This window comes from Lichenicoccus roseus (assembly GCF_005844085.1).
Lineage (GTDB): Bacteria > Pseudomonadota > Alphaproteobacteria > Acetobacterales > Acetobacteraceae > Lichenicoccus > Lichenicoccus roseus.
Window position 1 is genome coordinate 162,792 of record NZ_VCDI01000007.1, and the last position, 23,212, is coordinate 186,003.

Sequence of the window (23,212 nt, forward strand, 5' to 3'; positions counted from 1 at the left end):
ACAATGGCAAGAATTGCCCTGATCGGCGCCGGCGGCAAGATGGGCGGCCGCATCACCGACAACCTGCTGAAGACCGACCATCGGGTCGCCCATGTCGAGGTCGGCGAGGCCGGCATTGCGGCACTCGGCAAGCGCGGGCTCGCTGTCCATCCGCTCGAGGATGCGCTGCGCGATGCGGATGCGGTCATTCTCGCGGTTCCGGACAATCGCATCGGGCAGGTCGCCGCAGGGATCGAGCATTCCCTTCGCAGCGGCACCATGCTGATCGTGCTGGATGCCGCTGCACCGTATGCGGGCGACATGCCGAAGCGTTCCGACATCACGATGTTCGTCACCCATCCCTGCCATCCGCCGATCTTCAACGACGAGACGACGCCGGAAGCCAAAGGCGACTTCTTCGGCGGGATTGCGGCAAAACAGCACATCGTCTGCGCGCTCATGCAAGGGCCGGAGGAGCATTATGCGCTCGGTGAGCAGATCTCCCGCGAGATCTGGGCGCCGGTGATGCGCTCGCACCGGGTGACGGTCGAGCAGATGGCGATCCTGGAGCCGGTGCTGTCGGAGACGGTGACCGGGACCTGCCTCACCATCATCCGCGAGGCGGTCGACGAGGCCGTGAAACGCGGTGTTCCCGAGGAAGCCGCGAGGGATTTCGTGCTCGGCCACTTGAACGTTGAGATCGCGATCGTATTCCAGCAGCTTCCCAACGGCACCTTCTCCGATGGAGCCAAGCTGGCGATCGAGAAGGCGAAGCCGGAGCTGTTCCGCCCCGACTGGCGGCGCGTGTTCGAGCCGGAGGCAATCCGCCAGTCGGTTCTCGACATCACCCGGCACTGAAGGAGCCAGCGATGCTGAAGCAGGTAGTGGCAGAGTCCGGCGGCCGGCGCGTCGTGATCATGGACTCGATCACCAAGGTGACGCCGGACGACGAAGGCGCCTTCGTGGTCGCGGCGTCGCATGGCGGCGCATCCTCCGGCGAGTTCGCCCTGGAAATTCCGCTCGGCCTCGTGGTGCTGAACGATGCAGGCATAGGCAAGGACGAAGCCGGCATCGCGTCGCTGGCGATGCTGGAAGCGCGCGGCGTGCCGTGCGCCACCGTCGGCCATGACACGGCACGTATCGGCGACGCGGCCGACATGTGGGAGAGCGGCATCGTGAGCCGCGTCAACCAGCCAGCCGCGAGGCTTGGTCTGGAACCCGGTCAACCTCTCAAGGCCACGCTGGAAGCGTTGCTACGAGCGTAGCCGGGAGGGCCCCGCCGTCGAGGGCGGGGCCGGTTGCCTCAGCTCCCCTCCACCCGCTCCGCCTTGCCGCTCTGCGCCGACCGCCGGGCCGCGAGCGCCACCGCCAGCGAACGCAACCCGTCCTCGCCGGTCGCCACCGGGCGCCCCTCGCCGCGGATCGTCGCGACGAATGCGCGCGTGCCGCGCACGTAGTAGTCCTCGGGGTCCAGATCGAGTGCGCGCTCGCCGTTCCTGTCGCGCAGCGTGACGGTGCCGGCCGGCTTCTGCGCCATGTTGTCGCGCGCGATCAGCGAGGCGTCGCTGCCGTGGATTTCGCAGGAGGTTTCCTGCGCGCGGGTGGTGAAGCTGTCATGCACCTGCGCGAGGAAGCCGCTGCGGAAACGGATCAGGCTCATCGCCGCATCCTCGATCCCCTCGATGGCGAGGCCACCATTCTGGGCATAGGTCATCACCTCCTCGGGCTCGTCGCCGGTGAGGTAGCGCAACAGGTCGGTGTCGTGCACCAGCAGGTCGAGCAGCGCGCCCGCACCGGCGCCGGCGGTCTTCAGGCGCCAGCCGAGCATCTGGATCGGTAGCGTGCCGGCGTGCACCACACGCGCCGCGAGCAGGCGGCCCAGCGCACCGGACGCAATCACCTCGCGCATCGCCCGATGCGTCGCCGCGTTGCGGAGATGGTGGTTGGTCGCCATCACCACGCCCGCGATGCGGCATGCCTCGATCATCTCGGCGGCATCCTCGTAGCTGGTGGCAAGCGGCTTCTCGCACAGCACATGCCGACCGGCGCGCGCGGCGGCGATGCATTCACCGTGATGCCGCTCGTTGGTGGTCGAGATGTAGACCGCATCGACATCCTGCAGCACCTCGTCGAGCGAGGTGGTCGAACGCGGGATGCCGAACTCGTCGGCGAACGCCCGGCCGCGCGCGGCATCCGAGCTCATCACGCTGTCGATGCGGCCGCCATTCTGGCGGATCGCGTTGATCATCCATTCCCGCGCGATCGTGGTCGCCCCGATCAGCGCCCAGCGCAACTCCTCGGCCATGATTATCCCTCTTCGTGCAGTGGTGCCTCGGCACCGACGATTGCATGCATGATCGTCTCGCTGAGCACCTGGTAGCTGCCGGTGTTCGGCAGCGACGACACGATGCGCCTGGACGCCATGACCAGTATGTCGTCCGAGAGACGGACGATTTCGGCGAGGTCGCTGGAGATGACCAGGATCGCCTTGCCCCGCGCCGCCAACGCCTCGATCACGCCATACATTTCTTCCTTGGTGCGCACATCGACGCCGACAGAGGGCTCGTCGATGATGAGCACGTCGACATCGCTCGCCATCCACTTCGCGAGGCTGATCTTCTGCTGGTTGCCACCGCTGAGTTCGCCGACATCCTGGTCCAGGCTGGCGTATTTCACCGCGAGCCCGTCGATCACCGGCGACACCGCCCGACGCTCGCCCGACGGAGTCACCAAACCGAGCCGCCCACCCAGCCGCGGCCAGATGGCGATGCCGGCATTGTGCCGGATCGGATGCGACAGGATCAGCCCCTCGCCCTTGCGGTCCTCGCTGACATAGCCGATCCGGTGCGCGAGCAGGGCGGCGCGAGGACTGCGCGGCCGGATCGGCCGGCCCTCGGCCAGGATCACGCCGGAAGTGACGGTCTCGAGTCCGATGATGGCGCGGGCGAGCTCGGTGCGACCAGCGCCGACCAGCCCGTAGAGGCCGACGATGCGACCCGCATGCAGCGTGAGGTCGATGCCACGATGGCCCCACGACGTCTCGACCCCGCGCAGTGCCAGGCGGGGCGACCCGGTCGCGGCCGGCGTGGCTGCATGTTCGGTGCGGCGCTCGCCGACCGTGATGGTGCGGCCGACCATGGCGGTCACCACGTCTCCCCGGGTGAGCGCGGTCCGCTCGATATTGCTCAGAACGGTGCGTCCGTCGCGGATGACGGTGATGCGGTCGCACAGCGCGAACACCTCGTCGAGCTTGTGACTGACGAAAAGCAACGCGCCGCCCTCGTCGCGGAGTTCACGCAGGCGCTCGAACAGCACCGTCGCCTCGCGTTCGGTGATCGATGCCGTGGGCTCGTCGAGCAGCAGCACGCGAGCCTGCAATGCCAGCGCCCGCGCGATCTCGACCAGTTGTCCCTGCGCCGGCGTGAGCGTGCCGGCCATCCGGTCGGGCGACATGTCGAGTCCGACGCGACCGAGCCAGACCCGCGCATCGCGTTTCAGGCGGCCGCGATCGAGAAAGCCATAGCGGCGCGGCGGTGCATGCAGGAACAGGTTCTCGGCGACCGAGAAATGCGGCAGCAGGTTGCGTTCCTGGAACACCGCGCCGATGCCGGCCCCGATCGCCTCGTCGGTCGAGGAGAAGTGTCGAACGATACCGTCGGTGCGGACGGTGCCCTCGTCGGCACGGTGCACGCCGGTCAGGACCTTGATCAGCGTCGACTTTCCGGCGCCGTTCTCGCCGATCAGCGCGTGGATGCTGCCGCGTGCCAGTGCGAAATCCACTCCACCGAGGGCGACCGTGCCGCCGAAGGCCTTCCGGATCGCTTGCGCCTCGAGCGCGGGCGGTGCCGTGACCGGCGCGCTCACCGTTGCACCGCACCGCTTTCCGGCAGCCTGCCCGTCGCCGCGCGCGCCGTGACATGTGCCAGCAGGTCGCGCAGGCGGGTACGGCCGAGCAGGACCGCGAAGAACACCAGCAGGCCTTCGACCAGCGTCACCCAGTATGGACCGACATCGAGCAGGATCAGCCCGTCATTGATGGTGGCCAGGATCAGGCTTGCCACCAGGATGCCGAACACCGACACGACCCCACCGGTGAGCAGCGTGCCGCCGATGATCGGCACGGTGAAGGACTGGATCAGCCAGCCGGTTCCGGCGGTCGGATTGGCCTCGTGCAGCTGCGCGGTGGCGACCACCCCGGCGATGCCTGCCAGCAGCCCCGACAGGCTGTGTGCCCACAGTACCGCCTCCCGGCGCGACAGCCCCGACAAGGATGCGGCTTCCGGATTATCGCCGACCGCAAGCATCAGCCGGCCGATCCGGCGCGAATTGTACAGGACGCCGAGGAGTGCCGCCGCGAGCAGGCTCGTCACGATGGCGAGCGGCACCGGCCCTACCCTGCCGGTGCCGAGGAAGTTGAACGCCGCGGGCAACCCGGTGTAGGGCGTCGTTTCGGTGATCGCCAGGGCGGCGCCGGCGAAAGCACCGCCGGTCGCCAGCGTGACGATGAAACCGCTGACGCCGGATGCCACCACGATCAGCCCGTTCAGCACCCCCGACGCGAGGGCGACCGCGATGGCGGCGACGATCGCGGGCAGCAGCGGCCAGCCGGCGGTGTGCAGCAGGTAGCCGAGCACGATGCCGGTGAATTCGCCGATGCCGCCGACCGCGAGACTGAAATCCCCGACCGCCAGCGTCGCCAGCTGCGAGTATCCGATCAACGCCAGCAGCGTCGCACTCGAAAGCACGACATAGATGTTGAAACTGGTGAGGAAGCGGTCGCTGAGCACGGCAAACCCGGCGCTGCAGACCAATGCCACCAGCAGCAGTGGCAGCCACGCCCGCGCGCCCGCCGAGGTGTCAGCCGGCATGGATGGCCCGTCCGCGACGCGCACCGCGCGCGGTGCGCTCGGCAAGGATGGCAAGCAGCAGCACCACCGCCTGGGCGAATTCCTGCCAGTACGCGTTGACGCCGAGCGAGACCAGTCCCGAGTTGATGCTGACCACGAACAATGTCGCCGCCAGGGCGCCGCCGAGTGCGACGGCGCCGCCGCGCAATGCCGTGCCGCCGAGCACCGGCACGATGAAGGAGAGCAGCAACCAGTCGGTGCCGAGCGATGGCAGTGCCGATGCGACGCGCGCCATCTCCATGATCGCGGCGACCGCGGAAAGCGCGCCTGACAGGGCGAACGTCGTCACCACGACCCGGCCGGTCGGAACGCCGCTCAGTGTCGCCGCGCGTTCGCTGGCGCCGACCGCCAGCATCTGCCAACCGCTTCGTGTGCGACGGTAGAGGATCCAGAGTCCGCCAAAGACGATCGCCGCAGGGACCACGAGCCAGGACAGGCTCTGCAGCACCAGCGGGTTGGCACCGAAATCGGTGAGCGCCTGTGGCAGTGCGCTGACGGCCGCACCGCCGCTCGCGATCAGCACGAGACCGGTATAGATCGACGCCATCGCGAGCGTCACGATGAAGCTGCCGAGGCCGGTGAGACGCTCGAGCCATCCCATCAGCGCGCCGCAAGCGGCGCCCTCGACCACACCGATCAGCAGCGCCGGCACCAGCGGCATGCCGGCTGGTCCGGCAAGCCAGCCGGTCGACATCACGGTAATCGCGCCGACCGCGCCGACTGCCAGGTTGAGCTGGCCGATCGCCACCACGACAAGCTGCGCGGCGCCGATCACCGCGGTTTCAGCCAGCAGCTGGGACAGGGTGAACAGGTTGAAGCTGCTGAGGAAGCCCTCGCCGATCCGTGCATAGATCGCCCAGCTCGCGGCGCTCAGCAGCAACAGGCCGAGCGCCGGCGAGAAGGCCGGTACCGCCCGGGCGCCGCTCAGGGGCAATGCAGCACCTGCTGGTCGATCGTCGTGATCAGATGCGTGGTGTCGTCGGGAAGCGAGGCCGGTCCGGGATATTTCGCGACGTTCGCCTGTGTCACCAGCAGCACGCCGGCGGTCAGCTGCTTCGCTGTCTGCAGCGACTTGTCGAACGGCGCGTCCGTGCGCACGGTGCAGCCGTCATGCGCCATCCTGAAGGCAGCGTAGGCGCCCGCATAACCCATCCCGTACGTGTTTTGGAACAGCGTGCCGGTGATGTAGCCCTTGCGGATCGCCTCGATGACCTGCGGCGCTGCATCGGCGCCGATGAACTTGACGTGCCGGAACTGCGGATTGTCGGTGAGCGCTACCGCCATCGCGATGGACGGGTTGTAGGAGGTCGACATCGCGCCGGCGAGGGTGTTGCCCCGCGCGGCCAGCAGCGCATTGACAGCCGGCGGCGACAACTGGGGCGTGTCGATGTCGGCGACGATCTGCACGAGATTTACCTTGCCGCCGGTTGCCGCCACCGTCGCCTTCACCGCCTGGATGCGGAGCTGCGTGTTCGGATCGGTGAGCTGGCTCGCCAGCAGGGCGATGTCGCCGCTGCCGCCGATCGCATGGATCAGTTCCTGCGCCTGGTAGGCAGCGGCCTTGTAGATATCGGTGGAGATGCAGAACGCGGCGGCGCCGGGATCATAGGTGCAGCCATTGATATTGATGGTGTGTACACCGCGGCGCGCAAGCTTGGCTTCCTCGGCATTGGTGCCGTGCGTATCACCGGGGAACAGCCCGAAGCCGGTATAGCCACGCGCCGCCAGCGAATCGAGCAGCGCGTTCTCCTGCGTCAGGTTGAAGGCGTCAGTCGGCGGAACGGCGAAAATGCCGGTGAAGCCGTATTTTTTGGAGGCATCGGCGATCGCCTGGCGCCATGAGTCGAAATACGCATTCGGTCCCGGTACCACCAGCGCGATCCTGGTGTCGGCGGCACGCGGACTTGCCGCCGGCAGCAGGACAGACAAGCCGGCGGCCGCCAGCGCAGCCAGGCAGCGCGAAGTTCTCTTGGTCATGAATGTCCGCCCCGACACCGGATCTACGTCCGGCTGTTTTCGTAGATGACAATTAGAGTAGGAACACGCCCTTGCCGCTGGTTTGCTGGTCGAACAGCCTGTAGGCCTCTGGGCCCTGGTCGAGGGACCATTCCTCGGTGAACAGGGTCTCGACCGGCAGGTGTCGTTCGGCGACGAAGCGGGCGCAGTCGGCCAGTCCCATGATCGAGAACACCCAGCTGCCGTAGATGGTGCGCTGCTTGCGCAGCATGTCGGCGCTGATGTCGAGGTCCATGTTGTGCCCCTCGCCCACCACGCACATCCGGCCCCACTCGCGCGTCGCGCGCAGCGCCGTCAGACGCCCCACCCCGGTGCCGGAGGTGTCCATCGCCAGTTCCGCGCCACGTCCGCCGGTCAGCGCCAGGATCGCCTCCACCGGATCGGTCTCGCGCGGGTTCACCACGTGCGCGGCGCCGAACTCGGTCGCACGCGCCAGCCGGTGCGCCTCGATGTCGAGCGCGATCACCCGCGCCCCCAGCGCGCTGCCCAGCAGGGTGGCGGACAGACCGACCGGACCCTGACCCACCACCACCAGCGTGTCGTCGCCCGAAACATCCAGCCGCTTGAGCGCGCTGTATGCCGTGCCGGTGCCACAGGCGACCGCGGCCCCGGTCTTGAACGACAGCGCGTCCGGCAGCTTGACCACGTTGCTGGCCGCCGCCTTCAGGTAGGGTGCGTGGCCACCGTTGGCGGTGATGCCGTAGATCGCCTCCAGCCCGTTGTCGCACATCTGCGGCCAGCCGGACCGGCAGGTGCGGCAGCAGTCGCAGCCATGCGCGTGATGCACCATCACCCGGTCGCCGATGCGGGCCTGCCGTGGATCCACCCCGGCGCCCACCGCCTCGATGACGCCGCACGGCTCGTGGCCGGCCACCACAGGACCCGCCAGCTTGATGCCGATGCCCGGATCCTCGCCCTTCGGCGTGCGGTAGAACTTCAGGTCGCTGCCGCACATGCCGGACGCCCTGATGGCGACCACCACCTCGCCCGGACCCGGCGTCGGATCAGGAAACGACATCAGCTCGACCTCGCGGCCGCCGGTGAAGACGAGACCCTGCATGCTGGCTCCTTCCCTCCCGCCCGGGGGCGATACCCCAAGCCGCGCGACATGGCTGTCGCTGTTGTTGGTAAGCCTAGTATACCACAGACGCCGGGAAAGAAAGTGCCTGCGGCCTTGCGGCGCTGTTGTCGGCTCACGTCATCGTTGATCGGTCTGGCCATCGAAACCGACGTACTGCTCGCAGTCGGCAATCGAGGGCAGCAGGACGTGAAGCCATGAAGATCGTCGAGCGTCTGGACGACGCGCTGACCCGGATCGCGCGGCAGGAGGAGGAGCTGCACGCCTGGGCGCATGTCGATGCGACCGGTGCGCGGAGGCAGGCCGCATCCTCGCTGCCGGGGCAGCCACTCGATGGTGTGCTCGTTGGCGTCAAGGACATCATCGATGTTGGTGGACTGCCGTGCTGCCTTGGCAGCCCGATCTACCGCGACCGTATTGCCTTCGCCGATGCCGCGTTGGTAGCGCGGTTGAAGGCGCTCGGCGCCATCGTGCTCGGCAAGACGACGACGACGGCGTTCGCCTACCTGGAACCGGCGGCCACCCGCAATCCGCTGGATCTCGCGCGGTCCCCCGGTGGCTCCTCGAGTGGATCGGCCGCCGCGGTTGCAGCGGGCCAGGTCGATGTCGCCCTCGCGACGCAGACGGCCGGATCGATCGCCCGCCCGTCCGCCTTCTGCGGGATCGTCGGCTACAAGCCGACGCACGGCCGCTTCGGGCTGGCCGGAGTGGCAAGTTCGGCACCCACCCTGGACACGGTCGGCTGGATGACCCGGAATGTCGAGACCAGCCTGCGCCTGCACCTCGCGCTCGGCGGCGATACGCCGATCGGGCCAGCGCACAGCCTCGGCTTCTGCCGGACGATGCATTGGGATGTGGCAGAGCCTGCGATGCGCAATGCCTTCCTGCGGGCCACCGCGATGCTCGGGGCATCCGAGGTACCCTCGCCACCCGGTACGCTGGAAACCTGCCACCGGACCATCATGCACTTCGAAATGGCGCGCGACCTCTCGACGGATTGGCTGCAGCATCGCGAGGCGATGTCGCCACCACTGCACGCGCTGCTGTCGCAACCGGCACCCTCGGCGCGGGACTATCGAGAAGCTCTGTCGCTGCGGCGGAGGTTCGACCTCGACGAATTGTTCGGTACGCACGAGGTGTTGCTGACGCCGTCCGCGCCCGGCGAGGCGGTGCCCTATGGATCGACCGGCGATCCGGCATTCAACCGTTTTGTCACCCTGCTGGGCTGCCCGAGCGTCACGCTTCCGTTCGCGCACGGGCCAAACGGCCTTCCCCTGGGGCTGCAGATCATCGCGCGGCCGGAGCAGGATCCGATGCTGCTCGCCACCGCGGGCGAGGTCGAAGCCCGGCTTGGTCGCGAACGGACTCTGTGACAGCCTGCGGATCATGGGGAGCACCATGTCCGACAGACGCATCTATGTGGCCGGCACCTGCGACACCAAGGGTGCCGAACTACGCTACGTCCGCGACCTGATCGCGGCGCGGGGATTGGTCGCGGTCGTCGTCGACGTCTCCACCGCTGCAGATGGTGACGGTGGCGACATCCCACCCGGGGAAGTCGCGCGCTACCATCCGGACGGACCGCAGGCGGTCTTCACCGGGGACCGCGGACGTTCGATCGCCGCCATGGCAGTAGCCTTCGACCACTACCTGCGGGCACGTGACGACGTCGCCGGCGTGATCGGTCTTGGCGGCTCCGGCGGAACCGCGCTGGTCGCACCGGCAATGCAAGCGCTGCCGGTCGGCGTGCCAAAACTCCTGGTCTCGACCGTCGCTTCCGGCAACGTCGCCCCCTATGTGGGCGCCAGCGACATCGCGATGATGTATTCTGTCACCGACCTTGCCGGCCTGAACCGGATTTCGCGCACGGTGCTGGCCAATGCCGCCCACGCCATCGCGGGCATGGCGCAGACCAGATTGAAAATATCGGCTGGCGACAAGGATGCCATCGGGATCACCATGTTCGGGGTGACCACGCAGTGCGTGAACCGGCTGGTGTCGCGGCTGGAGGTCCGGCACGACTGCCTGGTCTTCCACGCCACCGGCACCGGTGGGCAGTCGATGGAGAAGCTGGTCGACTCCGGAATGCTGACCGGCGTGCTGGATGTCACCACCACGGAAGTCGCAGACCTGTTGATGGGTGGCATCATGGCCTGCAGCCGGGACCGGTTCGGTGCCATCGCGCGAACCGGGATCCCCTATGTCGGCTCCTGCGGCGCGGTCGACATGGTGAATTTCGCCGCGCTGGACACCGTGCCGGCGCACTACCGCGATCGCAACCTCCTTGCCCACAACCCGCAGATCACGCTGATGCGGACCACGGCGGACGAGAATGCGCAGATCGGACGCTGGATCGGCGAGCGCCTCAATCTATGCGACGGGCCGGTGCGCTTCCTGCTGCCACTGGGAGGGGTCTCGCTACTCGATGCACCGGGACAAGTGTTCCACGATCCCGAAGCGGACGCGGCGCTGTTCGCGTCGCTCGAGCAGACCGTGCGGCAGACCGATCGCCGTCGCCTCGTCCGAGTTCCGGCCGCGATCAACGATGATGCCTTCGCCGATGCCCTGCTCGACCATTTCCACGACATCATGGGGGATGCATAGGATGCCGAGACTGCGCCGGGCCGACATCATGGAGCGCCTCACGAAGATGGTGCATGATCGACAGCCGATCCTGGGTGGCGGTGCCGGAACCGGGCTGTCGGCAAAATGCGAGGAAGCCGGCGGCGTCGATCTCATCGTGATCTACAATTCCGGCCGCTACCGGATGGCCGGACGTGGCTCGCTGGCTGGCATGCTGGCATACGGCAACGCGAACGAGATCGTGGTCGAGATGGCGCGCGAGGTGCTACCAGTGGTGCGGCGGACACCGGTGCTCGCAGGTGTGAACGGCACCGATCCATTCTGCCACTTCGACCACTTCCTCAATCACCTCGGCAGCATCGGCTTCTCGGGTGTGCAGAATTTCCCCACCGTCGGGCTGATCGACGGGACGTTCCGGGCGTCCCTGGAGGAGACCGGCATGGGATACGGGCTGGAGGTCGATCTCATACGCATGGCGCGTGCAAAGGACTTCCTGACCACGCCTTATGTCTTCAACCCGGAAGACGCGGTGGCGATGGTGCAAGCGGGTGCGGATATACTGGTCGCACATATGGGGCTGACCACCGGCGGCGCGATCGGGGCGACGACATCCGGAACGCTGGAGGATTGCGTTGGCCGGATCAACGCCATCGCGGACGCGGCGCTGCGCGAGCGGCCGGGCATCATCCTGCTCTGCCACGGCGGTCCGATCGCGCAGCCAGAAGACGCGCAGTACATCCTTTCGCGCTGCCCGGACTGCCACGGCTTCTACGGCGCCTCCAGCATGGAGCGGCTGCCGAGCGAGACCGCCTTGATCGAGCAGACAAAGCGGTTCAAGCAGATCATCCGCTGAGGACGGGAGGACACCGGTGATGGCCCAGGCGCTTGCGAGTACGATCATCGAGGCACCGGTCGAAGCGGTCTGGGCGGCGGTCCGCGACTTCGGCGCACTGGCCGCGTGGCACCCCGGCATCGCGAGGAGCGTCGTCGAGCAGGGCCACGATCCCGACGTGGTAGGATGCATACGCGAACTCACGCTGCACGATGGCGGTATCGCTCGCGAACGCCTCGTGATGCTTGACGACAGCCGCTACCGCTTCACCTACAACTTCGAGACGCCGCCTTTCCCGGTCGCGAACTATCTCTCGACCCTCGAGCTGATCCCGGTCACCAACGGCGATGCGACCTATGCGCGCTGGTCGGCGACCTTCGACGAGAAGCCCGAAGACACCGGGAGGTATGTCGACGTGGTCTCGAACGGCATTTTTGCGCCCGGTCTGGCCGGGTTGGCGAGCCGGCTCAGGGAAACGACGGTATCCGCCCCGGGCCTGCGCTGGCAGGGTCACCGTCCGGCAAAAGTCTTCTGCTCGTCGGTGATCCCGGCATCGCTCGAACGCGTCTGGCAGGAGATGCGGAACTTCGCAGGCATGGGTGGCTGGCATCCGGAAATCAGGGACATGTGCATGCTGGGTGATGTCCGGGCGGACAAGGTTTCCGGCGTACGAGACTTCCGCTTCGGAACGGGACGCTTGCGGGAGCAGCTGACCTTGCTGTCAGACCTGGATCATGAGTTCCGCTACAAGATCAATGCCAGCGATACGGCGTGGCTGAACTACCATGCCGGCGTCAGGCTGTATCCGATCACGACATCAGGCGAGAGCCTTGCCGTCTGGACTGCCGATTGGACCGCCTCGGCGGTCGACGACGTCACGCTGATCCCCATGGTGCATGGCGAGGTTTTCCAGCTTGCCTTTGACACCTTGAGCCAGACGCTCGTTGCGCAGGGTGTGGCTCGCCGGCTCTAGCGGCTCTTGCGTGATACGATGCAGCCGTTCGTGTTTCCAGGAACTTCACGAGAACAGGCTTTTGGCGCTGCCTGGCGGCATCAACTCGGAAGCAGCTAGGCTGTCTTACGAAAGGCGTCCTTCATCGACGTCCCATTCGAGCAGCCGAAGGAGGGGACGTGAAGGTAGACCGTAAGACCGTGCGGCCCCCAGTCGCGCGAAAGATGCTTACCGGACTGCTTGGATACGATCTGGTGCGAGATCACGGTCCTGAAGCCATTCTTCCTCCAGTCCTATCCCAGCTCATCGTCCTCGCAGAACCAGTTGATTTCGACCTTGCCGCCTAGAACCGATAGCGCGCCGAAGTCGGTCAAGACAATCGTGGTGATTGCCCGCGCACCTACGAGCACGAAGGGCCTGTCGAACCTGGCACACGGCTCCCCACCGTCTGCCTCCGCCTCCTGGTAAGGCAAAAGCATCTTGCGCAACAGGCGCTGGTTTCAACATTCTGGTCGGAACCGGAGCGTTCAGGTTCGCCACGCGGCAGAACCAGTTCATGCGTGCTGCAAGAGCCTGCAAACTCTGGAAAACGGTGCCAACAAGATCCCGGGGTGTTACAGCAGAGCGAGCGCTAAGGGTGAGCAACCCACCCGCTACTGCGAAGAGGCTCTTGATGCTGTGGTCGAGTTCCTTAACAAGGAGCCTCTGTGGCCCAGGTGGGACCTTCTTCCCGGTTATGTCTAGCGTGACGGTGATAAGTTCATGGCCCACGCCATCGGCACCCCCCATGATTGCACCCAGCCTATGGTCTGACGCCGGGCACCTATCGTCAGATGTAGGGTCTTCCAGACACGTATCCCATAGTCGCACCCAATTACACCGAGCGGTGGAGTACACTGGCCAGACGGGTAGAGCGGAACCCCGGTTACCAGCATCAGCCGACAAGCCTTCTCCAGGTTTTCGTTGAACGGCGACCTGCGTGCAGGATGATTAACGGGAAGACTGCGGCAGTTGGGAAGCCCGCCAGTTGGTCCGGACCCTGCCGGCAAGCCCTTGGGCATGGATGCAGCCAAGCAGATCGCGGACGCCGTCGAACGTTCAACACCGGTGGGCAGCGTGGATATTCGACAAATACCGGATAGTTTTCGACCGGGATCGATCCGGCGGGTACGATCGCGAGACCCATTGGCCTATTGTCGAAGCGATGATGCCATTCAAGCGCACCCGCCCCACAGGTCCGACAACTTCGACCGGCCTATTGAGCGAGCGCTTTGCGCTGTCTTCAGCTGCGGGTGTTTGGCTGCTCTATACAGCGCTCGTCGGGGTCCGGGTGACAAGCTTCGGCTTCCCGCGGCCGCTCATGCTGATGGAGCGCCATCTCCTCACCGCGGGCGCCGGAATCGTGCTCGACGTGCTGCTCTATCTCGTTCTTCGGCGGACGGAGCGTGCGACGACGAGGAGAAGGGTCGCGCTCGCCATCCTGCTCGCAGCACCACCGGCAGTCCTACTGTCAATCGTCAATTACAACGTGCTCTACGTCCTGGCGCCGGCCGAACTGTTCGCCGGCACTGACATCGATATCCATCCCCCTTTCATCCGCGATATATTTCAGACACTTATCGAAAACTATTTTGTCGTCGTCGCCTGGGCCGTGCTCTACATTGCATTTTCGATTGCGGTGCAGACCGGGGATGCCATGCGGCGGGTAGCAATCTCCGAAGCGGCGGCGCGGACCGCGGAACTGCGCGCGCTGCGCTACCAGCTCGACCCGCATTTCCTTTTCAACGCGCTGAACACCGTCTCCGGTCTGGTTCTGACCGGCGAGCTTGCGAAGGCGGACAGCACCATCGACGCGCTGTGCAGCTTCCTCCGTACCACCATGACGCTCGACGCGACGGCCGATATTGGGCTTGGGGACGAGGTCGCGCTGCAGCATCTCTACCTCAGGATCGAGCAGGTGCGGTTTGCGGGTCGCCTAGTCGTCTCTGTTGACATACCTGCATCGCTGGCTGAGGCCCAGGTGCCGGTGCTGCTTCTGCAGCCCCTGGTTGAGAACAGCATCCGCCACGGAGTGGCGCGGTCGCTTTCGCCGGTGTTGCTGTCCTTCCTGGCCTGGGAGGCGGGCAGCCTACTCCACGTCGTGGTGGAGGATGACGGGCCGGGTGAGGCCGAAGGCAGCGTTCAAGCGGGCCACGGCGTCGGGCTAGTCAACGTCGCCTCGCGGCTGGCGGTGCGCTTCGACGGGCGTGCCTGGTGCAACGCCGCGGCTCGGCCTGGCGGGGGCTTTCGTACCGAATTGGTGCTCCCGCTCCGGCATGGACCCATGGACCGCGCATCGACATGAACGGCGGCGTCCTAAGAACGCTGATCGTCGATGACGAGCCGGTCGCGGCCCAGCGTCTGCGCGTCTTGAGCGAGGCGATCGACGGCCTGCGAGTGGTCGGGATCGCCGGCGACGGGATTGCGGCGATCGCAGCCATTGAGCGCCTGTCACCCCAACTGGTGCTGCTCGACATCGCCATGCCTGGCCTTGACGGGATCGAAGTTGCCCGCGCCGTCGGGGCATTGCCATCGCGCCCTGCGATCGCGTTCTGCACAGCATACGATCAACATGCACTTGCCGCCTTCGAAGTCGGGGCCTTTGATTACCTGCTCAAGCCCGTCTCCCGGGAGCGCTTGTCGCGGAGCATAAGTCGCCTGCGCGCCTTTCCAGGCCAGCCTGCTACCCTGAAGCCGCGCATTTGGATCGATGATGTGTGGGTCCCGCATCGCGGTGTTATGCACCGCCTTCCAGTCGCCGACATTGATCGTATCGAGGCGGAACGTGACTATGTGCGGCTCTGGGCCGGCAGCAGCAGCTACCTGCTGCACGAGACCATTTCGAGGCTGGAAAGCCGTCTTGACCCCGAGTCGTTCGTTCGCCTCCGGCGGTCGGTGATCGCGCGGCGCTCGCTGCTGACAGGGCTGCGCCACGACGGCCTCGGTATTTGGAGCGCGCTGCTATCGGACGGCAGCGCCGTGCGCATCGGTCCGACGTTCCTGGCTGGCGTGAAGATGCTGCTGCTGAACCAATCCAGATCCGTGGGCCAGCCATAGCGGTGGCGAGATACAGTTCTGGTTTGAGCAGATCTCCAAGGCGATCCCTCTCGAAGGCCTTTCGTCGAACCCTGATCGTGGTTTGTCGATGGATACGGGACGCTAGTCGCGATTGACGATAACTGGTTCTGTGCCGCCAGGATGGCGCATTGAATCGGAGATAACCCACATGCCGCCGTACACAAAAATGACTGCCGCCATTGCCTGCATTGCAATGCTGGCACTCGATTATCCACTTAAAGCTCTAGCCAATGACGACGACCAGAGCACTATCATCGTCAACCTGTCAGGTCTCGACCTGACGACAGCTGCTGGCCATGCAGATGCAGAGCGGCGCATTGCCAGGGCTGCAGCACGGATCGCGGGCGAGCCTACTCCTGGCGATCTGCAAGGCGGCATCGCCTACGCAGCCAGGCGAGACGACATCGCACGAACTGCTGACCTCAGATTGGATCGTTTAATAGCACGTGCGCAACCGCCCAGGAACTACGGTGTCGTGTCGCTGACGGCCCCGACACGGTCGTAATGAATGACGCTTGGCGCGCGTCAGCCTAACGCTGGCCCTATGACGTGGGTGCTCCGCTGGCCCGCCTTCAATTTCTGCGTGAAGTTAATGCCGGGTTGGCGGCGAAACCGCTCCGGCCTGGGAGGGCCGGTCTCAGATTACCATTACGTCGTTGAACCGCCGTTTTTCCAGAAGGACCTCAGATGCGGCTGAAGGATCCATGTTCCCGCCACCCCTCAGGCAATCGTCAATGTGACGGCTTGGCAAGCCCGACCCTGAGCACGGTATCGGCCGGCAATGGTGTCGTGCCGGCACCGGTGAAGGTCGGCAGGTGCCGCAACTGCTCCGGCGTGTAGGCGACGATTTCCATGACGGTCCCGAGGAGCACTGTGGCATCGATCGGAACCGCGATCGGACGACTGCCGATCCCCAGAAAGCCGCCGTACGCCACCACAAGCTCGATCGTTCCATCTCCATCGCGCACCACCTGCACCACGCGGCCGAGCACGGTCTGGCTTTCCACTGGTCGTATCACCAACCGGTGCAGCAGACTTCCTACCCGGACCCGCTGCGGGAAGCGCATGGCGGTGGACTGTGCCAGGCTCATGCCGGATGGCGGCGGCATGCCGCCAGGGGTGTGGCTCTGCGCCAGCGCCGATGTGTTCAGCAGGAGTGCCGGAAGGAAGATCGCGAGGCGCATCATCGGTGCCGCTTTCAGAGGCCGGCAAACCACGAGTAGCCAGGCTTGTCCCACATGTCGTCTGGTCGGACGTTGTTCACCTCGATCGCGGTAACCCATTTCGGGTTCTTGTAGCCGAGCTTGGTCGACATGCGCAGGCGCAGAGGGTAGCCGAACGGGTCGCCCAGGACGTCGTCGCCATACCGGGTCGCAAGCAAGGTCTGGGGGTGCAGCGCGCTCGCCATGTCGATGCTGCTGGTATAACCGTCAGCGCAGTGGAAACCGACATACCTCGCGCTCAGGTCGGCTCCGACACGCTCCAGGAAAGCGCGGAACGGCACCCCGGACCATTGCCCGATATAGTCCCATCCCTCGACGCAGACATGCTTGATGATCTCGGTGCGCTGCGGCAACGCTTCGATCTGCTCCACCGTCCAGGGTCGCTTGTCGCCGATCAGTCCGGACAGCTCTAGGCGCCATTTAGCGCCGTCCACCGGCTTGACCTTCATCACGTCGTAGTAGGCGTTGAACCTGGGCGGGTTCAGAACCATCGAGGCCGGGTAGGTCGGTGCCAGCTTGTTGGGGTCGAACAGCAGCGCCTGCAGGCTGTCGTTCAGGTCGCGGATTGCCAGGAGCGCTGCCTGCACGGACGCAGGGCGGCGGACGTCGCAGCCTGTCAGCATCGTCAGCGCACCCAATGAGAGCCCGCCCTGGATCAGCCGCCGTCGCTGCAGCGACCGGATGAGCCGCCTATGGTCGTCCAGGATAGCCGGGTCGGGCGGGGCGGCGGGCCGGAACGGAGACCTCATGGCAGGGGCGCTGGTTCGCCGTGTCCGGACGGTCCGACCCGCGGCCCTCCTGCCAGCATGGCCCACAGCGTCTGCGGCACCAGCAGCGACAGCAGCACGTGCACGAGGAGGAAGCCCACAATCACGCTCATGCCGAGGAAGTGGACGACGCGCGCGTCCTGGAAGCCCCCAAGCAGTGACACCAGCCCGGAGAACTGGACCGGCTTCCACATCGCCAGTCCGGTGAGGACCTGCGATGCGCCCGCCAGGATCACGACCACGTAGAGCACTTTCTGCACCGCGTTGTAGGTGGTCAGGTCTTCGTGCGCGATCCTGAGGTGCAGCGTGTCGCGCACCGTCTTGACCAGGTCGGCAATGCGTATCGGCAGCAACCGCTCCCGGAGCCGGCCCGTTACGAGACCATAGCTGAGATAGGCCAGCCCGTTGAGAACGAGCAGCCACATGCCGGCGAAATGCCAGTTCAGCGAGGGGGCGGCCCAGTCACCAAGCCGGAGCGCTTGCGGGAAATGCAGGCCCCGCACGATGACGTCGTCGTCGTAGATGCCCCAGCCCGAGGTGATCATCACCAGCATGGCAGCGGCATTGATCCAATGCATGACCCTGATAGGCATGGGATGCAGGCGCCTGCTGCGGCGCCTCGAAAGCGCCGGCGAGCTTTTATCCATGGACGTCCCTCGGATGATGAACAGCCTTCGCTGACGGTGTCGCTAGAACGCCGAATGTCGGCGCGAGGCACGCAAACTCTTCTTGCAGGGGCCGGAGCTCGTAACCCCGATTTCGCTCGATGCGACGGTGCGCGCTCAACATAAACGTGGGGAGGAGAGAGACTCTTTACGAAGCTCTTCATACCAGCCGAAGCCTACCAATCGGTCCTATTGATGAAACTTGTCAAGTGGGGTTTGCAGCGGCGCATGCTTTTAAGTCTCTTCTCCCACATCTCAATCTTGAACACGGATGAATGCCCACGCTTCCTCGCCATTGTCGTGTGCCACCCGGAAGAGAGACGGAACCGCGCAGCCTGCTCGCACGCCTGGACATCCTGAAACAAGAAGTCTGAACCGCTGTAACCTGGCCTGATCATCCACCGAAGAGCGAGGACAGGAGCGGCGCTTCGACGATCACGTTCTACGTGCTCTAACGCGACTGGTGCGAAGGTGGGATTTTTCAACAAGAATGGGACTTTTGCGATGGCTGCACTTCTGGGAAGGTCATAGGGTCTGTTCATGCCCGATCGATCTGCCGTGGACCTCGTCTCCGCTAGACACTGGCACGAGAACCTGGCGGTGCCGGTTTTGCATGCGGCGCCTTCGATTGATGGCGAGGCGCGCCTTGTGCGGTTCCGCGGCATCGATGGCCGCATGAACCAGCCGGCGCTGCTGGAGAACGTGGTGTCGATCCACCTCGGCGGTCCGAAGCGTGTCACCCGTTTCCGGGGTCGCCACACGCATGTCCGCGATGTCGAGGAGGGGTCCATCACCATCATGCCGGCAGCCGAGTCCGCGCGGTGGAGTACAGTCGGGCCGATCGACTTTGCCCACATCACGCTGACGCAGGACTACCTGAGCCAGGTTGCTCTCGAGGACTTCGACCGCGATCCTGGCTTGTTTCGGCTGAAGGATTGTGTCGGTGCCGGTAGTCCTTTCGTCCAGAAGCTTGTCGAAGCTCTGCTCCAAGAAGTTGCACAGCCTCGACCCGGCAGACTCTATCGCGAGAGCCTCATCGTCGTGCTCGCTCATCAACTGGTTGCATACCACTCGAATATTGAAAGGCCTGTAAGTCCTCCGCACACAGCGGTCGAACAGCCCGATGTAAAAGGTGGTTTGGCACCGTGGCAGTTGCAGCGCGTGATCGACCTCATGCGGCATCGGCTCGTCGGTGATCTGATGCTGGCTGAGCTGGTGGCAGTGACAGGCCTCAGCCGGTCGCACTTCTTTCGAGCGTTTCGCTGCTCGACCAGGCGCACACCCTACGCCTTCCTTACCGATCTACGCGTCCAGCAGGCAGCGGCGGCCTTGTGCACGACCGGGCGCACGATCACCGACATTGCAGCAGCCGTCGGCCTGGATCCGGCACAACTCGCACATGCCTTCCGCAGGCGCCACGGCGTCTCGCCCGGTTCATATCGAAGGCTGCGGCGGGGGTTGGCCGGCAGTTCCGACATGGCGGGCAACGCCGCCTCGCGGGAAAAAGCGGAAAAGCTCTGATGTCGGCGCATGCTCGTCTCGGACAACTTCCGTAACATGCAACTGGGCCTGCCTTGCTGTTGATAAAGAAGGCACGGCCGAGCTGCGCGATCGGCGTCATGGCAAAGGCACCGCGAAGCGGTCGGTCCAAGACACGCTTGTGCCCACCGCTGCACCCTGAACATGCGGCGACTTTTAGTGCAGCCTTCCTGAGAGATACCACCGAGAACCTGATGAGCGCCGCCCGTCTCGCGGCGCCAGACGTGTCGATCGCTCCTTATGCCGCATTCGCTCCGGCGGAGTGCGAGGCGCTGGTCGCGTCGGCATTACCGCCCGGTATCCGGCTCACACTGGCAGATGGAACACCGTCGATGCCCGCCGGAATCGAAGGCTTCGGCCGTTGCCTGATGCACGCCATGCAGGCGATGCTAGCGGACGGACATGAGTCTGCCTGCGTGCTGAGCTCTGACAGCCCCACCCTTCCAACCGAGCTGCTGGTCATGGCGGCGCGTCACCTTGCAGAGCCGGGCGACCGCGCGGTCCTGGGTGCATGCGCCGATGGCGGCTACTACCTGCTCGGGCTGAAAGCCGCGCATGCGGCACCATTCAGCGACATCGCCTGGAGCACCGACACGGTTGCTACAGAAACCCGCGCCCGGATTTCCGGCCTTGGTCTGGATCTGATCGAGTTACCGTCGTGGTACGATATCGACGACGCGGCCTCGCTGCGAACGCTGCTCAACGAGCGGCACGGCTACCCGGCCTCCCACACCCGATCGGCAATCGATCGTCTCGGGGTCCAGCGGGGGCTGCAGGAGCCTGTCCCGATCGCCGTGCTGAAAAACCCAGCGTGAGCGCCACGCAGCCAGTCAACATGACGCGCCTTGTGAGCGTGGCATCGCTTGGGCTTTGGATCGCCCGCGGCTCGGGGCTTCTACGGAAAATGCAAGCGATCCTGGCAGCAGCAGCGACCGTCGGCATCAGCCCGCACTACTCCTCGTATCTGGCTGGCCGGCACCGCCTTGCGTGGTGGCCTCGGTGCCGGCGGTGATCTGGCTTTCGAACTCTCGTGTGCTACCAGGGCTGGACCCGTGCAACGAGCGCTTCGTCTGGCCCGGCCACGTCTGCACGCCTGCTTTCGTTCTTGCCGTGATTGCAATCCGTCGTCGTCGGTCGGGGCAATATCTGCCCGGCGCGATCGCACAAGGAACACGCTGATGGTAATCTCGAGATCTTTGCGGGATCCACGCCGCTATTTCGAGGAGATCGCCAGCGATCGGTCTGCGGAGGCAGAGGGGTCGCCCGTCTGCCTGTATCTCGAGATCACCAATCGTTGCAATCTTTTATGCGAGACTTGTCCCCGCACGTTCGAGACGCTCGAACCGCCAGCCGACATGGACTGGGAGCTGTTCACCCGCATCGTCGACCAAGTTCCGAACATCTCCAGGGCGGTGCTGCACGGGGTCGGTGAGCCGATGCTGGTCGAGGCGCTGCCGCGCATGGTCCGCTACCTGAAGGATCGCGGGACCTACGTGCTGTTCAACACCAACGGCACGTTGATGCAGCCGAAGCGTTTCAAGGAGCTGATCGATACCGGCCTGGACGAGCTGCGTGTCTCGCTCGATGCGGCCGATCGGGCGTCATATCTGAAAGTCCGCGGCAAGGACTTCTTTGATCGCATCGTACGCGACGTCGGCAAGTTCATCGCCTACCAGAAGGGTGTTGGTGCCACGTCACCGCGCGTCTCGCTGTGGCTGACCGGCATGAAGGAGACCGTCGAGCAGCTTCCGGCCTTCGTCCAGCTTTCGGCAGCAATGGGAGTGGGGGAGGTACACCTGCAGCGTTTGGTATTCGACGAGGGTGGCTACGGCATGGCGCGCGCCGGCCTCTCGCTGTTCGAGAGTACCCAGGCCGACGAGGTGGCGGCGATCGAGGCGGCGTAGGAGCTCGGCCGGTCTCTTGGCGTTATGCTGGATGCGTCGGGCGCCACCGAGGCCGGCCTCAGCCTGAAGCGGCAGAGCGACGACCAGCCGTGGGCGACCTGCAGACGCCCGTGGTCGCTGATGTATTTCACTGCCCACGGCCGCGCGCTACCGTGTTGCATTGCACCGTTCTCGCTGCGCGGCTATGGCAACTACACGCTTGGTGACGCAACCCAGAGCACGCTCCGCGAGATCTGGAATGGCGAGGCATATCGAGATTTCCGTGAGTCGCTGCTGTCCGACGTGCCTCCTGCACCCTGCCGCAGCTGTGGGCTCCGATGGAGCCTGTAGCCGTCGTCATCCCGACCCTGAACGAAGCCGAGACGATCGGCGCGTTGATCTAGGGAGCCTCTGCAAACGTAGGCGACATCACTGTCGCCGATACCGGAGGTCTCGATTGCACACAGGCCGCAGCACCTAGCGCAGGGCCGAGACGGCCGCGGCGGGACCCGGATGCGAGCAGCCTTGCGCCAGGCGAAGGAGGTTCATCAGCCCGCCTTGGCTGAGGGTGAGACCGATTGGATCGATGCCGCGTTGAGATCGCACACTTGCTGGACTCGACATTGGTTGCGGAGCGTTTAGGAAAGCGCGCCGGGTGCTGCGCACGGCGCTCGGGTATGTCACGCGATACGGTGTCCTGGTCGCTCCCGCCGCCTTACGAGAAGAAGTGTGCATCATGGTCATAGCGCGCGGCAGAGCAAAGTTGGAGACATGGCGCTCTCCCTCCGCACTGGGAAGGCTACTACTGCATGTCCCCGCCCGCCCTCCTTTACTGATCAACGCGGCTGCCGCGGCGGTCGATGCCACCGCTGCCTTACATGGCATCACGCGTTTGATGTCCTATCGAGAAGCGGCAGCGGTAGCCGCCGTCAAACTCGTGATACCGCTGGAGCAGCACGAGCCGCCGCCGCTTCCGGTGCCGTCCCCCGCCGACCCGCACGGCCGAGCTAGTGAGATCGGAGCTACCAAAATCAACCGTTTAGGGGAGCGTTCTCAGCAGCCGTCCAGAGTGTAGCAGAATGCATTTATGTATGCTCAGGCGCGCAACAAGTGGCCTGCTTGGACTTACATTAGCTGAGACAAAACCCACAATTGGTGGAACAACCGCCCAATAGACAACGGGTGGCGCAGGTTGACCGCCCTTGGGTCCACCGCCCGGATGAACGCATCTCGGTCATGAGTTTGCGGGACTGCACCGGCTAGATGGCGAGGCCTATCCAAAAGCCTCCGGCACGGTCGTCGGACGCTTGACTGCATTCGGGTCGATTGTCGTCTCCGTCCTGAAGAGAATTGATCGATGAGAAGCCATGCAAGCAAGCTGATCGGATTGCCTGGTGCGATGAGCCTTCTGGTATCGAGCGCCCTCGTCTCGACTGAGCCACTTCCGACGGAAATACAGCGTACCCGATGTCGGCCGACGCCTGGACGATGGAGCCGGCCATTCCATCCATGGGCGGGGAGGACGCTTCTGCAAAAATCTCGCGCTTCGAGGGCATGCCAGCGGGAACCATGACGCTGGATGAAGGAGTGGCCGCCTAGAGCGGAATCCGATCAGTCTGGTTCATATCCGGCTGCGGTGAAGTAATTGGCGCAATCTTGTGGCGAGAAGGT

Annotated in this window: 22 protein-coding genes; 13 read left to right on the forward strand and 9 right to left on the reverse strand. The window is 65.1% G+C overall.

Translation table 11 applies throughout. From position 1 onward, the window contains the following. Positions 1 to 3: 3 nt before the first annotated feature. Positions 4 to 837 carry a phosphogluconate dehydrogenase C-terminal domain-containing protein gene (locus FE263_RS17820; protein ID WP_138327387.1) on the forward strand — a complete coding sequence of 278 codons (834 nt, stop codon included), beginning with the start codon at positions 4 to 6 and terminating at the stop codon, positions 835 to 837. A gap of 11 nt (positions 838 to 848) precedes the next feature. After that, a complete protein-coding gene (locus tag FE263_RS17825) occupies positions 849 to 1,244 on the forward strand; it encodes a hypothetical protein (protein WP_138327388.1) in 396 nt (131 codons plus the stop codon). A 38-nt stretch (positions 1,245 to 1,282) separates the two neighbouring features. On the opposite strand, the gene FE263_RS17830 is transcribed toward FE263_RS17825, so the two are convergent. The 6 genes from FE263_RS17830 to FE263_RS17855 are packed head-to-tail and all read right to left on the reverse strand — an operon-like array spanning position 1,283 to position 7,962. Next, positions 1,283 to 2,284 (reverse strand): Gfo/Idh/MocA family protein, encoded by a 1,002-nt coding sequence (locus tag FE263_RS17830; protein ID WP_138327389.1) that lies wholly within the window; start codon positions 2,282 to 2,284, stop codon positions 1,283 to 1,285. Between the two features lie 2 nt (positions 2,285 to 2,286). Beyond that, the gene (locus FE263_RS17835; RefSeq protein ID WP_138327390.1) at positions 2,287 to 3,843 is read right to left on the reverse strand and encodes a sugar ABC transporter ATP-binding protein; all 1,557 of its coding nucleotides are present in this window, start codon (positions 3,841 to 3,843) and stop codon (positions 2,287 to 2,289) included. Next, positions 3,840 to 4,847: an ABC transporter permease gene (locus tag FE263_RS17840; protein WP_138327391.1), complete on the reverse strand. Its 1,008-nt coding sequence runs from the start codon at positions 4,845 to 4,847 to the stop codon at positions 3,840 to 3,842. The genes FE263_RS17835 and FE263_RS17840 overlap by 4 nt, the downstream gene beginning before the upstream one ends. Then, positions 4,837 to 5,820: an ABC transporter permease gene (locus FE263_RS17845; protein WP_171034189.1), complete on the reverse strand. Its 984-nt coding sequence runs from the start codon at positions 5,818 to 5,820 to the stop codon at positions 4,837 to 4,839. Before FE263_RS17845 ends, FE263_RS17840 begins: the two co-directional genes overlap by 11 nt. After that, positions 5,811 to 6,863: a substrate-binding domain-containing protein gene (locus FE263_RS17850; protein ID WP_138327393.1), complete on the reverse strand. Its 1,053-nt coding sequence runs from the start codon at positions 6,861 to 6,863 to the stop codon at positions 5,811 to 5,813. Before FE263_RS17850 ends, FE263_RS17845 begins: the two co-directional genes overlap by 10 nt. 52 nt (positions 6,864 to 6,915) lie before the next feature. Beyond that, complete coding sequence (locus tag FE263_RS17855) at positions 6,916 to 7,962, reverse strand: zinc-dependent alcohol dehydrogenase family protein (protein WP_138327394.1); 1,047 nt, start codon at positions 7,960 to 7,962, stop codon at positions 6,916 to 6,918. Between the two features lie 215 nt (positions 7,963 to 8,177). Between FE263_RS17855 and FE263_RS17860 the strand changes: the two genes are divergently transcribed. From FE263_RS17860 to FE263_RS17890, 7 genes are all read left to right on the forward strand, one after another. Next, a complete protein-coding gene (locus FE263_RS17860) occupies positions 8,178 to 9,353 on the forward strand; it encodes an amidase (protein ID WP_138327395.1) in 1,176 nt (391 codons plus the stop codon). A 25-nt stretch (positions 9,354 to 9,378) separates the two neighbouring features. After that, on the forward strand, positions 9,379 to 10,584 hold the full coding sequence (locus tag FE263_RS17865; RefSeq protein WP_138327396.1) for a Tm-1-like ATP-binding domain-containing protein: 1,206 nt from the start codon (positions 9,379 to 9,381) through the stop codon (positions 10,582 to 10,584). 1 nt (position 10,585) lies between these two features. Beyond that, positions 10,586 to 11,416 (forward strand): phosphoenolpyruvate hydrolase family protein, encoded by an 831-nt coding sequence (locus FE263_RS17870; RefSeq protein WP_138327397.1) that lies wholly within the window; start codon positions 10,586 to 10,588, stop codon positions 11,414 to 11,416. Positions 11,417 to 11,435: 19 nt separating this feature from the next. Then, on the forward strand, positions 11,436 to 12,368 hold the full coding sequence (locus FE263_RS17875) for an SRPBCC family protein (RefSeq protein ID WP_138327398.1): 933 nt from the start codon (positions 11,436 to 11,438) through the stop codon (positions 12,366 to 12,368). A 1,237-nt stretch (positions 12,369 to 13,605) separates the two neighbouring features. Further along, positions 13,606 to 14,691 (forward strand): sensor histidine kinase, encoded by a 1,086-nt coding sequence (locus FE263_RS17880; RefSeq protein WP_171034190.1) that lies wholly within the window; start codon positions 13,606 to 13,608, stop codon positions 14,689 to 14,691. After that, the gene (locus FE263_RS17885) at positions 14,688 to 15,443 is read left to right on the forward strand and encodes a LytR/AlgR family response regulator transcription factor (RefSeq protein ID WP_138327400.1); all 756 of its coding nucleotides are present in this window, start codon (positions 14,688 to 14,690) and stop codon (positions 15,441 to 15,443) included. Before FE263_RS17880 ends, FE263_RS17885 begins: the two co-directional genes overlap by 4 nt. A gap of 169 nt (positions 15,444 to 15,612) precedes the next feature. Further along, positions 15,613 to 15,969 (forward strand): UrcA family protein, encoded by a 357-nt coding sequence (locus FE263_RS17890; RefSeq protein ID WP_138327401.1) that lies wholly within the window; start codon positions 15,613 to 15,615, stop codon positions 15,967 to 15,969. A gap of 226 nt (positions 15,970 to 16,195) precedes the next feature. Here the strand turns inward: FE263_RS17890 and FE263_RS17895 are convergent, their stop codons facing one another. From FE263_RS17895 to FE263_RS17905, 3 genes are read right to left on the reverse strand one after another with little or no spacing between them, the layout of a single operon-like run. Next, the gene (locus FE263_RS17895; protein WP_138327402.1) at positions 16,196 to 16,651 is read right to left on the reverse strand and encodes a hypothetical protein; all 456 of its coding nucleotides are present in this window, start codon (positions 16,649 to 16,651) and stop codon (positions 16,196 to 16,198) included. An 11-nt stretch (positions 16,652 to 16,662) separates the two neighbouring features. Further along, a complete protein-coding gene (locus tag FE263_RS17900) occupies positions 16,663 to 17,436 on the reverse strand; it encodes a molybdopterin-dependent oxidoreductase (RefSeq protein ID WP_138327403.1) in 774 nt (257 codons plus the stop codon). Continuing rightward, on the reverse strand, positions 17,433 to 18,101 hold the full coding sequence (locus tag FE263_RS17905) for a cytochrome b/b6 domain-containing protein (RefSeq protein ID WP_138327404.1): 669 nt from the start codon (positions 18,099 to 18,101) through the stop codon (positions 17,433 to 17,435). Before FE263_RS17905 ends, FE263_RS17900 begins: the two co-directional genes overlap by 4 nt. Positions 18,102 to 18,677: 576 nt before the next feature. Between FE263_RS17905 and FE263_RS17910 the strand changes: the two genes are divergently transcribed. From FE263_RS17910 to FE263_RS22980, 4 genes are all read left to right on the forward strand, one after another. Continuing rightward, the gene (locus FE263_RS17910) at positions 18,678 to 19,640 is read left to right on the forward strand and encodes a helix-turn-helix domain-containing protein (RefSeq protein WP_171034191.1); all 963 of its coding nucleotides are present in this window, start codon (positions 18,678 to 18,680) and stop codon (positions 19,638 to 19,640) included. Positions 19,641 to 19,852: 212 nt separating this feature from the next. Further along, positions 19,853 to 20,473, forward strand: coding sequence for a TIGR04282 family arsenosugar biosynthesis glycosyltransferase (locus FE263_RS17915; RefSeq protein WP_205880433.1), 621 nt, complete (start codon positions 19,853 to 19,855; stop codon positions 20,471 to 20,473). 363 nt (positions 20,474 to 20,836) lie between these two features. Beyond that, positions 20,837 to 21,562: a radical SAM protein gene (locus FE263_RS17920; RefSeq protein ID WP_205880434.1), complete on the forward strand. Its 726-nt coding sequence runs from the start codon at positions 20,837 to 20,839 to the stop codon at positions 21,560 to 21,562. A 24-nt stretch (positions 21,563 to 21,586) separates the two neighbouring features. Continuing rightward, a complete protein-coding gene (locus FE263_RS22980; RefSeq protein ID WP_205880435.1) occupies positions 21,587 to 21,892 on the forward strand; it encodes an SPASM domain-containing protein in 306 nt (101 codons plus the stop codon). Positions 21,893 to 23,212: the final 1,320 nt, after the last annotated feature.

Excerpts from the sequence above, each read along its gene's own strand:
- FE263_RS17820 (WP_138327387.1), top strand. The coding sequence starts at position 4 with ATGGCAAGAATTGCCCTGATCGGCGCCGGCGGCAAGATGGGCGGCCGC.
- FE263_RS17825 (WP_138327388.1), top strand. The coding sequence starts at position 849 with ATGCTGAAGCAGGTAGTGGCAGAGTCCGGCGGCCGGCGCGTCGTGATC.
- FE263_RS17830 (WP_138327389.1), bottom strand. The coding sequence starts at position 2,284 with ATGGCCGAGGAGTTGCGCTGGGCGCTGATCGGGGCGACCACGATCGCG.
- FE263_RS17840 (WP_138327391.1), bottom strand. The coding sequence starts at position 4,847 with ATGCCGGCTGACACCTCGGCGGGCGCGCGGGCGTGGCTGCCACTGCTG.
- FE263_RS17850 (WP_138327393.1), bottom strand. The coding sequence starts at position 6,863 with ATGACCAAGAGAACTTCGCGCTGCCTGGCTGCGCTGGCGGCCGCCGGC.
- FE263_RS17855 (WP_138327394.1), bottom strand. The coding sequence starts at position 7,962 with ATGCAGGGTCTCGTCTTCACCGGCGGCCGCGAGGTCGAGCTGATGTCG.
- FE263_RS17860 (WP_138327395.1), top strand. The coding sequence starts at position 8,178 with ATGAAGATCGTCGAGCGTCTGGACGACGCGCTGACCCGGATCGCGCGG.
- FE263_RS17865 (WP_138327396.1), top strand. The coding sequence starts at position 9,379 with ATGTCCGACAGACGCATCTATGTGGCCGGCACCTGCGACACCAAGGGT.
- FE263_RS17870 (WP_138327397.1), top strand. The coding sequence starts at position 10,586 with ATGCCGAGACTGCGCCGGGCCGACATCATGGAGCGCCTCACGAAGATG.
- FE263_RS17875 (WP_138327398.1), top strand. The coding sequence starts at position 11,436 with ATGGCCCAGGCGCTTGCGAGTACGATCATCGAGGCACCGGTCGAAGCG.
- FE263_RS17885 (WP_138327400.1), top strand. The coding sequence starts at position 14,688 with ATGAACGGCGGCGTCCTAAGAACGCTGATCGTCGATGACGAGCCGGTC.
- FE263_RS17890 (WP_138327401.1), top strand. The coding sequence starts at position 15,613 with ATGCCGCCGTACACAAAAATGACTGCCGCCATTGCCTGCATTGCAATG.
- FE263_RS17895 (WP_138327402.1), bottom strand. The coding sequence starts at position 16,651 with ATGATGCGCCTCGCGATCTTCCTTCCGGCACTCCTGCTGAACACATCG.
- FE263_RS17900 (WP_138327403.1), bottom strand. The coding sequence starts at position 17,436 with ATGAGGTCTCCGTTCCGGCCCGCCGCCCCGCCCGACCCGGCTATCCTG.
- FE263_RS17905 (WP_138327404.1), bottom strand. The coding sequence starts at position 18,101 with ATGGATAAAAGCTCGCCGGCGCTTTCGAGGCGCCGCAGCAGGCGCCTG.
- FE263_RS17915 (WP_205880433.1), top strand. The coding sequence starts at position 19,853 with ATGAGCGCCGCCCGTCTCGCGGCGCCAGACGTGTCGATCGCTCCTTAT.
- FE263_RS17920 (WP_205880434.1), top strand. The coding sequence starts at position 20,837 with ATGGTAATCTCGAGATCTTTGCGGGATCCACGCCGCTATTTCGAGGAG.
- FE263_RS22980 (WP_205880435.1), top strand. The coding sequence starts at position 21,587 with ATGCTGGATGCGTCGGGCGCCACCGAGGCCGGCCTCAGCCTGAAGCGG.